Consider the following 12,377-nt stretch of genomic DNA (forward strand, 5'->3'; position numbering starts at 1 on the left):
AATATTTATATCTTTAACCCGTTAACTAATTAAATTAAGAAAAACAGTAATGAAAAGATTATTTTCAACTTTGGTGATCGCTACAATTATGGTCTTTGGAGGCCTGAACGTAAATGCGACAAATAGCGTGAATGCCCTACCTGATAATATTGTGAATTTTGTTCAGGATGAAGAAGCTGCTCCCGCACAGGAGGAAGAATCTGTAGGTTTTCACCAGGAACTTAAGAGAAGGTTTATTGAAGGTGGTCCCGGGTTTATGGGGATCGTTCTTTTGTGTTTGATTCTTGGTTTGGCAATTGCTATTGAGAGAATTATTTTCCTTAACCTTTCTACTACAAACACTAAAAAACTAGCTCAGGATGTTGAAGATGCTCTTCATAGCGGAGGTATTGAGGCTGCTAAAGAAGTTTGTAGAAACACCAAAGGGCCTGTTGCTTCCATATATTATCAGGGATTAGACCGTGCAGATGAAAGTACTGAAGCAGCAGAAAAAGCTGTTGTTGCTTACGGCGGGGTTCAAATGGGACAACTTGAAAAGAATGTGTCATGGGTTTCTTTATTTATCGCACTTGCACCTATGCTTGGGTTCATGGGAACGGTAATTGGTATGATCCAGGCCTTCGATAGAATTGAAGCAGCTGGTGATATGCAGCCTTCATTGGTAGCAGGAGGTATTAAAGTAGCACTTCTTACCACGGTATTTGGTTTGATCGTTGCGATTATACTTCAGATCTTTTATAACTACATCATTGCAAAAATTGACAGCATCGTAAATGATATGGAAGATGCTTCAATTACATTGATTGATCTACTTGTAGATTACAAGAATAAAAGAAGAGTTTAATAAGACGAACAACACAGTATTATGACCATACATAAAATTTTAAAATATCTGGCGCTCGTTATTGGAGTAATAGGCCTTATCCTTTTGGGAAGGATTATTATGACTGGCGATGATGCCATTGAGAGCTCTGCCTCTGTACAGGCGAGTGTGGTTGATCCTTTTATGATCGTTGCTTATATAGTATTTGCTATTGTGCTTGTGCTTGTATTGTTTTACGTCATCAAAGGTTTATTCACAGGAAATATTAAAAGAACACTTATCTCTGTAGGGGCATTTATCCTGGTAGTTGCTATAGCATATTTTGTAACTTCAGGGACGGAAGTAGTAACAAGAGATGGGGAAGTTTTTAGTGCAAATCAGATTCACTGGGTTGGTGCCGGTTTGGTAACCTTCTATATCCTGGCAGCGATAGCTATAGGAGCGATGGTGCTATCTGGAGTGAAAAAACTAATAAAATAAATAACTAAATTATGGCTAGACGATCTTCACCTGAAGTAAATGCAGGCTCTATGGCCGACATAGCTTTCTTGCTATTGATATTCTTTCTGGTTACTACTACTATCGAAACAGATAGTGGTATTAGCCGTAAGTTACCTCCAATGCAGGAAGATGAAGTTGAGCCACCTATAATAAAACAAAAGAATATTTTTTCTGTGATTGTAAACAGGAATAATGAACTTTTGGTCGAGGATGAGCCAATGGAAATTGGAGCACTAAGAGAGGCTGCTATAGAGTTTCTTGATAATGGCGGTGGAACAGGACCTGAGGCATGTGATTATTGTCAGGGGCCTAGAAGTCCGAATTCTTCAGATAATCCAAACAAAGCTGTTATCATGTTGGTTAATGACCGTGCTACTGAGTATGGTACCTACATTACTGTACAAAACGAGTTAGTGGCTGCGTATAATCATCTACGGGACCGTAGCGCAAGACGTTTGTACAACAAGTCTTTTGTGCAAATGGAGGAGGACTATGATAACGTTAATTATTCCGGAAATAAGGAAACTTTGAAGGAACAAATTGAGGAGATAAGAAATATGTGGCCGCAAAAGCTTTCTGAAGCGGAACCTAAAAGTTAAATCTTTAAAATAAAACTTTTTAGCTATGTCTAAATTTAAAAAGAAAAAAAGTGGTGAACTACCTGCAGTAAATACAGCCTCGTTACCAGATATTGTATTTATGCTGCTTTTCTTCTTCATGGTAGCGACGGTGATGCGCCAAAATACTTTGAAGATCCAGAATGTTTTGCCTTATGCAGATCAGGTGGAGAAACTTGATAAGAAAGATTTAGTGATGTATATCTATGCTGGGAAACCAAGCTCACGGTACCAGGCAAATGCCGGTACAGAAGCACGAATCCAGTTGAATGACAACTTTGCCAGTGTAAATGATGTTCAGCAATTTATTTTTTCTGAAAGAGAAGCCAAGAGAGAGGAATTGGTTCCTTTCCTAACAACTGCTCTTAAAGTTGATGAAGAAACCAATATGGGATTAGTTTCTGATATCAAACAGGAACTTAGAAAAGCTGAAGCATTGAAGATCAATTACACCACTAAAACGGGTGATGCTAAACAGAATATGCAGTAGGTTATTCAAATAAAACTAAATGATCCCCTTTTGATAAAACTTATCGGAAGGGGATTTTTTATGCGCTGTAATCATCTATCCTTTATATTTGTACAAACTAGTTAAATGAAGCTTGCCTCTTTTCTCTTTTTGTTGATTCTTCTCTCCGGTCAGGTTAGCCTGGCTCAGGTTGAGCTTGAGGAGAAGGCAGTAGTGGATAGTTTGTACCGGGAAGATCAATTCTACCTTGGTTTTACATATAATATTTTGGCCGGATCTGAAAATGATATCTCACAATCTGGATTTTCAGGAGGGTTTAAAGTGGGTTTTGTAAGGGATTGGCCTCTTAATGAACGTCGAAATATCGCACTGGGAACCGGACTTGGCTGGGCTATAGATACCTATGGACAAAATCTTTTCATTGGGGAAGCACCGGGTTCTGAAGAAACAGTTTTCCAGATCATGGATGATGAGCTTATAAACTATGATACCAACAGGTTTACCCTGCAATCTATAGAAGCTCCAATTCAGTTCCGATGGCGTACCTCCACGCCGGAATCACACAAATTCTGGAGGATATACACCGGACTTAGATTAGGATATGTCTATTACTTTCATTCTACCTTTGAACAACCCGGAAATTCCGTAAGTCAGACAAAAGTCCCGGAATTTGACAGGTTCAGGATGGGAGCGACTTTCACTTTTGGGTACAATACTTTCAACTTTCACTTCTATTACAGTCTTAACTCATTTTTCAATGAAGAGGCAAGGATTGATGGAGAACAGTTTGATCTAAGGACCTTTCAGGTAGGTTTGATGTTTTATATTTTATAGCCAAAATCTCAAAACAAAAATCTGGGGTATGAGCCCTATGAAATAACCTAATGCAAGCTCCAGCGGACTATGTGCTTTGAGATGAAGGCGTGAAGTTGCTGTAAGACCTGTGGCAGCTACGAGAAAACTAATGGTATAAATGAGGTCAAGGTTGTAGAAAACACTTAGTGCAATAATAAACATCGAGGTGCCGGCCATGCCCATCATATGCAGGCTTATCTTTATTTTTGTCCATATAAGAAACCAGGCTGTCACAGTAGAAAACAGAATTCCCATGAAAAAATAATAGAGTTCGGGGTAATCATACATGTTCAGTACAAAATGCAGCGTCACTACTAGCAACAGCATGTAAAACAGCAGCGGCCAGTTGCGTTCCCTGATTTCCCTTAAAAAAGGAGAGGAGACAATTCCAAGTGTTTTCAGAAGAAAGTGAAAAACGATTGGGATGAAAAGTGTCATAATAGCAATAGCCATTAACTTAGCCTTTATGACAGGTTCAGGAAAAAACCGAGGTGTTGTAAGGAAATATAATAAAGTCCCTGCAAATGGCATCCAGAGGGGGTGAAATACGTATGAAGCAGCGGTTAGTAGTGCATTCATTAAATTACTTTACGTAATCTTGCTACGGGAATATCTAATTGTTCTCTGTATTTAGCCACCGTTCTTCTGGCAATAGGATATCCTTTTTCTTTAAGCATTTTAGCCAGTTTTTCATCTGTAAGGGGCTTACGTTTGTTTTCTTCCTCAATGGTCATCTCCAGGATCTTTTTGATCTCCCTGGTGGAAACATCTTCTCCCTGATCATTTTTCATGGATTCAGAAAAGAATTCCTTTATTAATTTGGTTCCATAAGGAGTATCAACATACTTGCTATTTGCTACCCTGGAAACGGTAGATACATCCATTCCTATTTCATCTGCAATGTCCTTTAGGATCATAGGCTTCAAGTTTCGCTCGTCCCCGGTAAGAAAAAATTCTTTCTGATAGTTCATAATGGAACTCATGGTTACAAAAAGGGTCGTTTGCCGTTGCTTGATAGCCTCTATAAACCATTTTGCGGCATCCAGCTTCTGTTTAATAAACATCACTGCATCCTTTTGAGCTCTTGATTTTTCCTTGGAAGCTTTGTAGCCCTTCAGCATTTCACTATAGTCCTTGGAAACATGCATCTCGGGTGCATTTCTTCCATTAAGGGTTAGTTCAAGTTCTCCATCTACAATTTTGATGGTGAAATCGGGAATTACATGTTCTACCATCCGGGTATTTCCGGCATAAGCGCCTCCTGGTTTCGGATTAAGATGTTCAATGACTTCTATGGCGCCTCTGAGTTCTTCTTCGGAAATATTGTGCTTGGAAAGCAGTTTCTGGTAATGTTTTTTGCTGAACTGATCGAAGGATTTTTCAATAATATCTGCTGCAAGACTTACCGGTTTGGTAGGTTCCCTGCGGTCCAACTGAATCAAAAGGCACTCCTGAAGGGATCTTGCGCCAACTCCTGCTGGATCCAGCTCCTGAACATACTTCAGTACTTTTTCTACTTTTACTTCGTCTGTATAAACATTTTGAGTGAATGCAAGATCATCTACAATATCCTGAACAGATCTTCTTATGTATCCACTTTCGTCCACACTTCCTACCAGGAATTCAGCTATCTCCTTTTCATCATCATCGAGACGCAGGGTGCTTAACTGGGTTTTTAGAAATTGGGTGAAAGAAGTTCCAGATGCATAGGGTACGTGCTTATCTTCATCATCTGCACTGTAATTATTGGCCTGCAGGCGGTAATTTGGGATCTCGTCATCACTTAGATATTCATCAACATCAATATCTGCCTCGATAGTTTCATTTCCCGGGTCATCATCCTGATATTCTTCATTGCTGAAATCATCTTCGTACTCCTCTTTCTCTTCTTTTCCGCCTTCAAGAGCAGGATTTTCTTCCATTTCCTGCTTTAGCCTTTGCTCAAATGCTTGCGTTGGCAACTGGATAAGCTTCATAAGCTGTATCTGTTGCGGGGATAGCTTTTGGGATAATTTAAAATTAAGTTGCTGTTTTAGCATAGAGGTTTCGGCTTTCTATAAAAATAAAAAAACAATCCCCAAACATGAAAGAATGAAGATTGTTTTAAGAGTTCTTTATGAATGAATATTAAAATTCGGCATTTAACGGAGTTCTTGGGAATGCAATTACATCCCTTATATTAGACATTCCGGTAGTAAATTGTACAAGACGTTCAAAACCAAGTCCAAATCCACTGTGAACACAGGTACCAAATTTACGGGTATCCAGGTACCACCAAAGCTCCTCTTCATCGATGCCCAGTTCTGCCATTTTCTTTTTAAGCACGTCAAGACGTTCCTCACGTTGAGAGCCTCCTACAATCTCTCCAATCCCCGGGAAAAGAATATCCATGGCCCGCACGGTCTTTCCGTCTTCATTTAAGCGCATATAAAAGGCTTTGATATCTGCAGGATAATCAAATAAAATAACAGGACATTTAAAATGTTTTTCAACGAGATATCGCTCATGCTCACTCTGCAGGTCGGCACCCCAATCTTCTATAATATAGTTAAACTTTTTCTTTTTGTTTGGCTTGGAATTTTTCAGGATCTCTATCGCTTCGGTGTAACTCACTCTTTTAAAGTTATTGTCTACAACAAAACGAAGTTTATCAATCAACGTCATTGGGCTTCTTTCAGATTCCGGTTTGGATTTATCTTCACCAACCAGTCTTTCTTCTAAAAATGCAAGATCATCTTTGCAGTTGTCCAACACGTACTTCAAAACGTATTTGATGAATTCTTCAGCAAGGTCCATATTGCCATCAAGATCACAGAAAGCTACTTCGGGTTCGATCATCCAGAATTCGGCCAGATGACGGGAAGTATTGGAGTTTTCAGCTCTAAAAGTTGGTCCAAAGGTATAGATTTGTCCCAGGCCTAGAGCATAGGTTTCTCCTTCTAGCTGACCAGATACGGTAAGATTGGTTTCTTTTCCGAAGAAATCTTCTTTGTAATTTACGCTTCCGTCTTCATTCTTCGGAACATCTTTCAGGTCAAAAGAAGTCACTTTGAACATTTCTCCGGCGCCTTCGGCATCACTTCCGGTGATAATAGGGGTATTTACGTAATGAAAATTATTCTGCTGGAAATAACTGTGGACAGCATAAGAAAGTTTTGAACGTACTCTCATCACTGCTCCAAAAGTATTGGTGCGGACTCTCAAATGCGCCTGCTCTCTTAATTTTTCAAGGCTATGGCGTTTTGGGGAAAGTATGGTTAGCTTAACTTCTTCGGGATCGGCATCTCCCAGGATCTCTACAGAAGTAGCCTGTATTTCCACTTTTTGGCCGCTTCCAAGGCTTTCATGAAGGGTTCCTGTTACTTTAATCGCAGCACCTACAGTAATACGCTTCAACAAATCTTCAGGAGTTTTTTCAAAATCTATAACACACTGGAGATTATTGATGGTGGAGCCGTCATTAAGCGCTATAAAACGATTGCTCCTGAAAGAGCGAACCCATCCTTTTACCTGTACTTCCTGCAAATATTGAGTGCTGACCAATAGCTCAGCAACTTTACCTTTTATCATTTCTGTTGAATTTGGATAGCAAAGATAATTTTTCCGCTCAAGCTTACCAAGTACCGAATTTTAAAAATAACCCTTAAAATTATGATCCTAAACTGGCTTTTTTTACTTCTGAAATTCATCTTTTTCATCCTCCTCGAAATCTTCATCTTCTTCAGGTTCAGAAAGAATGTTTACCGCCGGTTCTTTCAACGTCTGTTTATTCGCAATATTTTTTTCCAGCGAGAGTAGGAGGGAAGGTAGTAATAAAAGGTTGGAGAGCATTGCGAAAAGAAGCGTGGCAGAAACCAGTCCTCCAAGCGCAACAGTACCACCAAAGCTACTTATCATGAATACTGAAAATCCGAAAAACAGAACAATCGATGTATAAAACATGCTCACACCTGTTTCCCGAAGGGCAGCGTATACAGACCTTTTTATTTTCCAGTTATTTGCTTTTAATTCCTGCCGGTATTTCGCCAGGAAGTGAATGGTGTCATCTACAGAAATTCCGAAGGCGATGCTGAAAACCAGAATGGTGGATGGTTTTATTGGTACTCCCAGATAACCCATTAATCCGGCGGTAACCAGGAGCGGAAGTATGTTCGGGACCAGGGAGACAAAAATCATCCTGAGCGATCTGAACATCCACGCCATGAACAAGGCAATAAGAAAGATTGCAAGGCCAAGAGAGATTACCAGGTTTTTCACCAGGTAGTTAGTCCCTTTCTGAAAAATTAAAGCTCGCCCGGTCATAGTAACGTTATAACGTTCTTCAGGGAAAATTTTGTAAATCTTTGGCCATAATTCCTCTTCGATCTCTTCCATTTCCTCTGTTCCTATATCCTGCATAAACGTAGTCATTCGGGCATACTGCCCGGTGCTGTCAACATAGGTTTCAAGAATATTCTCTCCTGAAGATAAATTTCGGGTGTAGGGAAGGATAAAATTTTGTTCCTGTGTGGAGGGTAACTGGAAGTATTTCGGATTTCCGTTATAATATGCCTGTTTTGCATATTTTACCAGTCGGACTACAGAAAGTGGTGCAGATAGCTCTTCCTGCTCAGTAATGAGGTGCTCCAGCTCTTCCATTCTTTTCAGATTGGAAAGCTTCATGGCGCCGTTTTCTCTTTTGGTGTCAATAAGGATCTCCAGCGGCATAACACCGTCAAATTCTTCTTCGAAAAATATCACATCTTTGAAAAAAGCGGCTTTTTGGGGCATATCCTCCAGCAAGCTTCCGGAAATTCTTATGGTGTAAATTCCAATGATACTTACCACCAGTAGGATTAAAGAAGTAATGTAGATCGTGATCCTGCGATGCCTTACCATTCGCTCCATCCATGCCACAAAACCTTCAATCCAGCGTTTGTTCAAATGCTTTAGATGCTTTTCCCTGGGAGGGGACATATAACTGTAAATTATAGGAATGATAAGCAGAGACAGAATGAAAATGGCAACGATATTCAGGGAAGCAACGATACCAAATTCTGAAAGCAAGTTACTATCAGTTAAGATAAATGTTGCAAACCCCAAAGCTGTTGTAAGGTTTGTCATCAGGGTGGCATTACCGATCTTGGTAATCACCCGTTGAAGGGATTTCGCCTGGTTCCCATGCTTCTGGATTTCCTGCTGATATTTATTGATGAGAAATATGCAGTTAGGGATTCCTATAACAATGATAAGTGGTGGGATGATGGCTGTTAATACGGTGATCTCAAAATGTAGTAAACCAAGAATTCCAAAGGCCCACATTACCCCTATGATGACTGTGATCATTGAAATTACGGTAGCGCGAATGGATCTGAAAAAGAAGAAAAAGATGAGGGAAGTTACCAGTAAGGCGGCGCCTATAAATAATGCTATTTCATCTATGATATTTTGAGAATTTAGCGTCCGGATATAGGGCATTCCCGATGTGTAGACATTGATGTCATGCACTGTTTCAAATTCTTCTATAAGTGGAATAAGGTCGTTGACAATAAAATCCTTCCGTGCTTCTGTATTGACAATTTCTTTATCAAGGTACACTGCTGTTTGGATCGTATTACTTTTTTTGCTGTAAACAAGTCCTTCGTAGAATGGCAGTCGATTAAAAATTTCCTTCCTGTATTCCTGTACCTGTAAAGTGTCTGGCGAAGGTATTGAGACCAGTGGCACCATTTCAAATCTTGCAGGATCTTCAAATTTCTGAAGTCGTTGCAGGTCTCCAAGAGATAGGGTGTACTCAATTTCCTCAAACGCTTCGAGCGTATTGGCTAAATTGTTCCAGGCTATAAATTTTTCCGGAGTGAAAAGCGTGGAATCATTCACTGCCATGACGATCATACTTCCTTCTTCCCCAAATTTCTCCAGAAATTTATTGTATTCAATGTTGATCTCATCATCATTTGGCAGCAGGTTGGCTTCGGTATAAGAGAATTTCATGTTCTGCCATTGAAAACCAAGAAATACAGTAAAACCAACTATGAGTGCGAGGATAAGAACCCGGTTCCGTAGAATGATTCTGGCAATAGCATTCCAGAATCCGAAACTTAAAAACTTAGACATTTCAATATTTTAAAAAGGGATGCAAAGGTACGAAAGACCAGATATAATATCATTTTTTTGCTCCGGAAGTATCGGAGAAAAACGGTATAAAAAAAGCAGCCTTGGGGGCTGCTTTTACTATTTTATGGAAAGACAGTTTTTTATACTGTCATGATTTCCTTCTCTTTGATAGCTAAAATCTTATCGATTTTTTCAATATGGGCATCGGTCATTTTCTGAATTTCTGCTTCTGCATCCTTCTGGGTGTCTTCAGGAAGGTCCAGGTTTTTAATTTCCTGATTGGCATTTCTCCTGTCATTACGAACCCCGATTTTAGCATCTTCAGCTTCAGCTTTTGCCTGCTTGGCCAATTCTTTACGACGTTCTTCAGTTAATGGCGGAACATTGATGATCACACTGTCCCCGTTGTTCATGGGATTGAAGCCTAGATTTGCCTGCATAATCCCTTTTTCGATGGCCTGGATCATAGACCTTTCGAAAGGTTGTATGGTAAGGGTCCTCGCATCGGGAGTGTTGACATTGGCCACCTGGTTAAGCGGCGTCTGACTGCCGTAGTAATCAACTTTTACACTTCCTAACATGGCAGGGCTTGCTTTTCCGGCGCGGATGTTCAGGAGTTGTTTTTCAAGGTGTCCAATGGCATTGTCCATTGCTTCTTTTGCACTGTCAATTATAAAATTTAATTCGTCGTCCATTTTTTATCAACTTAAAATTTTGAGAACTATTTCAATTTCTGCGCCAAAATGCTAATTTACTTTGGTGCCAATATTTTCGCCGGTGACTACTCTCATAAGGTTTCCGGGCCTATTCATGTCAAAAACGATGATCGGTAATTTATTTTCCTGGCTTAGGGTGAAAGCAGTTGTATCCATTACTTTTAACCCTTTAAGAAGTACATCTTCAAAACTAATGAAATCAAATTTGGTAGCTTCTTTATCCTTTTCAGGATCTGCAGTGTAAATTCCGTCTACTCTTGTTCCTTTCAGGATCACATCTGCATGGATTTCGATGGCACGAAGTACGGCTGCAGAATCTGTCGTGAAATAAGGATTTCCGGTACCACCTCCAAAGATGACTACTCTTCCTTTTTCAAGGTGACGCATGGCCTTTCTGCGGATAAAGGGCTCGGCTACTTCATTGATCTTTACAGCAGACTGTAGTCTCGTCTGTATGCCGGCATCTTCCAGGGCGCTCTGTAAAGCAAGTCCGTTTATTACCGTAGCCAGCATTCCCATATGATCTCCGGTAACCCGGTCCATTCCCTTGCTTGCTCCGGAAACACCTCTAAAAATATTTCCTCCGCCAATTACAATGGCTACTTCAACACCTTTGTCTGTTACGGCTTTGATTTCCTGTGCATATTCTGCCAGTCTTTCGGGGTCAATTCCGTATTGACGATTTCCCATAAGGGCTTCTCCTGATAATTTTAGTAGTATTCTATTGTAATGCATTGTGGTTGTTTGATGGGTTGTGCAAAACTAATGAAATTATTTATGAGATAGCCCGGTCATAAAACTAAAATTATGTAAAGCGGATTATCTGTATTTTTTGGGTAATAAATAGGTGCCTGCGGGTATTTTTAAATACTTTTGTTAGAAGCGAGATATATATTATGAAAAGGAAACATTTTTATTTTAGCGGCATATTCTTCCTGGGCCTCATTCTTTGCGTATTTACCGGATGTTCAAAAGACAGGGATGACGAAGTTTCTTTGTTGGGAGAATGGGTGGAGGAATCACCTGTGGAAGGCAGAACCGAGCTGTATTTTTATTCCGCAAACAGGGTCACGATGACCACAGAGGGAGTGGTGGGAGACTATACCTACAGGATTGTTGAAGAATCCATTACTTTAATTTCTGATGAGGAATCTCAAGGCGGTGGCACCGAATTTTATTTCAGGCAGATCAATGAAGATACTTTTCAGATAGGGAATTTACATCCCTCAACTCCCGAAGATGAACCAACGTTTATGATCTTTGTGCGGAAAGGAAATGTTACTGGGGATACGGATGAAGCCTAATATTTTTTCTCCGGAAAAACGAATAAAAAAATCCGCCTCTTTTCAGAAGCGGATTTTTTGCTTTTAAGCTATATTGTTTTCCGAAGAAATTATCCTAAAGCTACTCTTTCAAAACCAACAACCTGTAGGTTTGCATCTTCAGATTTTACATATTCGGCAACAGTTTGTTTGTTGTCCTTAATGAACGCCTGGTTCACCAACGTGTTGTCTTTGAAGAAACGCTTGATTTTACCTTTAGCAATGTTATCTAACATTTCTTCCGGTTTACCTTCTTCTCTTAATTGATCTTTAGCGATCTCTATCTCTTTCTCAACTACAGACTGGTCAACACCCTCTTCATTCAAAGCAACAGGGTTCATAGCAGCTGCCTGCATAGAAACGTTCTTTGCAATTTCTTCAGCATTGTCTGCCTTTCCAGAAAGACCTGTAAGAACAGCAATTTTGTTGCCAGCGTGGATGTAAGATCCAACGAAAGGAGCTTCAAGAGTTCTGAAATCCCCAATCTCGATTTTCTCACCAATTACTCCGGTTTGCTCAGTTAATTTTTCCTGAACAGTAAGTCCTTTGTAATCTTTAGCAAGTAATTCTTCTTTAGAGTTAGCCTCTAATGCAAGGGTAGCGAAATCCTGAGCCAGTTGTACAAAGGAATCGTTTTTAGCAACGAAATCTGTTTCACAGTTCAGGGAAACGATCACACCTCTGGTATTGTCAGCATTTACAGTAGCGATCACAGCACCTTCAGAAGATTCTCTGTCGGCACGGTTTGCAGCAACTTTTTGTCCTTTTTTACGAAGAATTTCAATTGCAGTATCAAAATCCCCATCAGCTTCAACCAATGCCTTTTTGCAATCCATCATACCGGCACCGGTAGCTTTTCTTAATTTATTTACTTCTGCGGCGGTTATCTTAGCCATAGTATAAAATTTTTTGTTTAGAATGGATAAGTCGTTTAGCTGGTTACAAGAAACAAACTAAACGACTCATATAAATTAACTG

Annotated in this window: 13 protein-coding genes; 6 read left to right on the forward strand and 7 right to left on the reverse strand. The window is 39.8% G+C overall.

Annotated features, from left to right (window positions below; translation table 11 throughout):
- The first annotated feature begins 49 nt into the window (after nt 1–49).
- From IE056_RS00540 to IE056_RS00560, 5 genes are all read left to right on the forward strand, one after another.
- The gene (locus IE056_RS00540; RefSeq protein WP_189602671.1) at nt 50–844 is read left to right on the forward strand and encodes a MotA/TolQ/ExbB proton channel family protein; all 795 of its coding nucleotides are present in this window, start codon (nt 50–52) and stop codon (nt 842–844) included.
- A 21-nt stretch (nt 845–865) separates the two neighbouring features.
- Complete coding sequence (locus tag IE056_RS00545) at nt 866–1,303, forward strand: hypothetical protein (RefSeq protein ID WP_189602672.1); 438 nt, start codon at nt 866–868, stop codon at nt 1,301–1,303.
- 11 nt (nt 1,304–1,314) lie between these two features.
- The gene (locus IE056_RS00550) at nt 1,315–1,923 is read left to right on the forward strand and encodes an ExbD/TolR family protein (protein WP_189602673.1); all 609 of its coding nucleotides are present in this window, start codon (nt 1,315–1,317) and stop codon (nt 1,921–1,923) included.
- A 25-nt stretch (nt 1,924–1,948) separates the two neighbouring features.
- The gene (locus tag IE056_RS00555) at nt 1,949–2,431 is read left to right on the forward strand and encodes an ExbD/TolR family protein (RefSeq protein ID WP_189602674.1); all 483 of its coding nucleotides are present in this window, start codon (nt 1,949–1,951) and stop codon (nt 2,429–2,431) included.
- Nucleotides 2,432–2,536: 105 nt separating this feature from the next.
- Nucleotides 2,537–3,244: a porin family protein gene (locus IE056_RS00560; protein ID WP_189602675.1), complete on the forward strand. Its 708-nt coding sequence runs from the start codon at nt 2,537–2,539 to the stop codon at nt 3,242–3,244.
- Here IE056_RS00560 and IE056_RS00565 read toward each other — a convergent pair.
- The 6 genes from IE056_RS00565 to pyrH all read right to left on the reverse strand — a co-directional run bounded on the left by IE056_RS00565 (nt 3,239) and on the right by pyrH (nt 10,812).
- Nucleotides 3,239–3,844 (reverse strand): hypothetical protein, encoded by a 606-nt coding sequence (locus IE056_RS00565; protein WP_189602676.1) that lies wholly within the window; start codon nt 3,842–3,844, stop codon nt 3,239–3,241. The genes IE056_RS00560 and IE056_RS00565 overlap by 6 nt on opposite strands.
- Nucleotides 3,844–5,304, reverse strand: coding sequence for an RNA polymerase factor sigma-54 (gene rpoN, locus IE056_RS00570; protein ID WP_189602677.1), 1,461 nt, complete (start codon nt 5,302–5,304; stop codon nt 3,844–3,846). Before rpoN ends, IE056_RS00565 begins: the two co-directional genes overlap by 1 nt.
- 88 nt (nt 5,305–5,392) lie before the next feature.
- Nucleotides 5,393–6,835 carry an asparagine--tRNA ligase gene (asnS, locus tag IE056_RS00575; RefSeq protein ID WP_189602678.1) on the reverse strand — a complete coding sequence of 481 codons (1,443 nt, stop codon included), beginning with the start codon at nt 6,833–6,835 and terminating at the stop codon, nt 5,393–5,395.
- A 102-nt stretch (nt 6,836–6,937) separates the two neighbouring features.
- Nucleotides 6,938–9,361 carry an efflux RND transporter permease subunit gene (locus IE056_RS00580; RefSeq protein ID WP_189602679.1) on the reverse strand — a complete coding sequence of 808 codons (2,424 nt, stop codon included), beginning with the start codon at nt 9,359–9,361 and terminating at the stop codon, nt 6,938–6,940.
- A gap of 140 nt (nt 9,362–9,501) precedes the next feature.
- Nucleotides 9,502–10,056, reverse strand: a complete 555-nt coding sequence (frr, locus tag IE056_RS00585; RefSeq protein WP_189602680.1) for a ribosome recycling factor — start codon at nt 10,054–10,056, stop codon at nt 9,502–9,504.
- A gap of 51 nt (nt 10,057–10,107) precedes the next feature.
- Nucleotides 10,108–10,812 carry a UMP kinase gene (pyrH, locus tag IE056_RS00590; protein WP_189602681.1) on the reverse strand — a complete coding sequence of 235 codons (705 nt, stop codon included), beginning with the start codon at nt 10,810–10,812 and terminating at the stop codon, nt 10,108–10,110.
- Between the two features lie 161 nt (nt 10,813–10,973).
- Between pyrH and IE056_RS00595 the strand changes: the two genes are divergently transcribed.
- Entirely contained in the window at nt 10,974–11,381 is a 408-nt protein-coding gene (locus tag IE056_RS00595; RefSeq protein WP_189602682.1) for a hypothetical protein, read from the forward strand.
- An 89-nt stretch (nt 11,382–11,470) separates the two neighbouring features.
- Here IE056_RS00595 and tsf read toward each other — a convergent pair whose 3' ends face one another.
- Nucleotides 11,471–12,295, reverse strand: coding sequence for a translation elongation factor Ts (tsf, locus tag IE056_RS00600; RefSeq protein WP_189602683.1), 825 nt, complete (start codon nt 12,293–12,295; stop codon nt 11,471–11,473).
- Between the last annotated feature and the right edge of the window lie 82 nt (nt 12,296–12,377).

The organism is Salinimicrobium marinum (genome assembly GCF_014651535.1).
Lineage (GTDB): Bacteria > Bacteroidota > Bacteroidia > Flavobacteriales > Flavobacteriaceae > Salinimicrobium > Salinimicrobium marinum.

What these genes read in the sequence shown, in the direction of transcription:
- IE056_RS00595 (WP_189602682.1), top strand. Translation starts at nt 10,974, where the DNA reads ATGAAAAGGAAACATTTTTATTTTAGCGGCATATTCTTCCTGGGCCTC.
- IE056_RS00545 (WP_189602672.1), top strand. Translation starts at nt 866, where the DNA reads ATGACCATACATAAAATTTTAAAATATCTGGCGCTCGTTATTGGAGTA.
- IE056_RS00565 (WP_189602676.1), bottom strand. Translation starts at nt 3,844, where the DNA reads ATGAATGCACTACTAACCGCTGCTTCATACGTATTTCACCCCCTCTGG.
- IE056_RS00540 (WP_189602671.1), top strand. Translation starts at nt 50, where the DNA reads ATGAAAAGATTATTTTCAACTTTGGTGATCGCTACAATTATGGTCTTT.
- asnS (WP_189602678.1), bottom strand. Translation starts at nt 6,835, where the DNA reads ATGATAAAAGGTAAAGTTGCTGAGCTATTGGTCAGCACTCAATATTTG.
- rpoN (WP_189602677.1), bottom strand. Translation starts at nt 5,304, where the DNA reads ATGCTAAAACAGCAACTTAATTTTAAATTATCCCAAAAGCTATCCCCG.
- IE056_RS00580 (WP_189602679.1), bottom strand. Translation starts at nt 9,361, where the DNA reads ATGTCTAAGTTTTTAAGTTTCGGATTCTGGAATGCTATTGCCAGAATC.
- tsf (WP_189602683.1), bottom strand. Translation starts at nt 12,295, where the DNA reads ATGGCTAAGATAACCGCCGCAGAAGTAAATAAATTAAGAAAAGCTACC.
- IE056_RS00560 (WP_189602675.1), top strand. Translation starts at nt 2,537, where the DNA reads ATGAAGCTTGCCTCTTTTCTCTTTTTGTTGATTCTTCTCTCCGGTCAG.
- IE056_RS00555 (WP_189602674.1), top strand. Translation starts at nt 1,949, where the DNA reads ATGTCTAAATTTAAAAAGAAAAAAAGTGGTGAACTACCTGCAGTAAAT.
- pyrH (WP_189602681.1), bottom strand. Translation starts at nt 10,812, where the DNA reads ATGCATTACAATAGAATACTACTAAAATTATCAGGAGAAGCCCTTATG.
- IE056_RS00550 (WP_189602673.1), top strand. Translation starts at nt 1,315, where the DNA reads ATGGCTAGACGATCTTCACCTGAAGTAAATGCAGGCTCTATGGCCGAC.
- frr (WP_189602680.1), bottom strand. Translation starts at nt 10,056, where the DNA reads ATGGACGACGAATTAAATTTTATAATTGACAGTGCAAAAGAAGCAATG.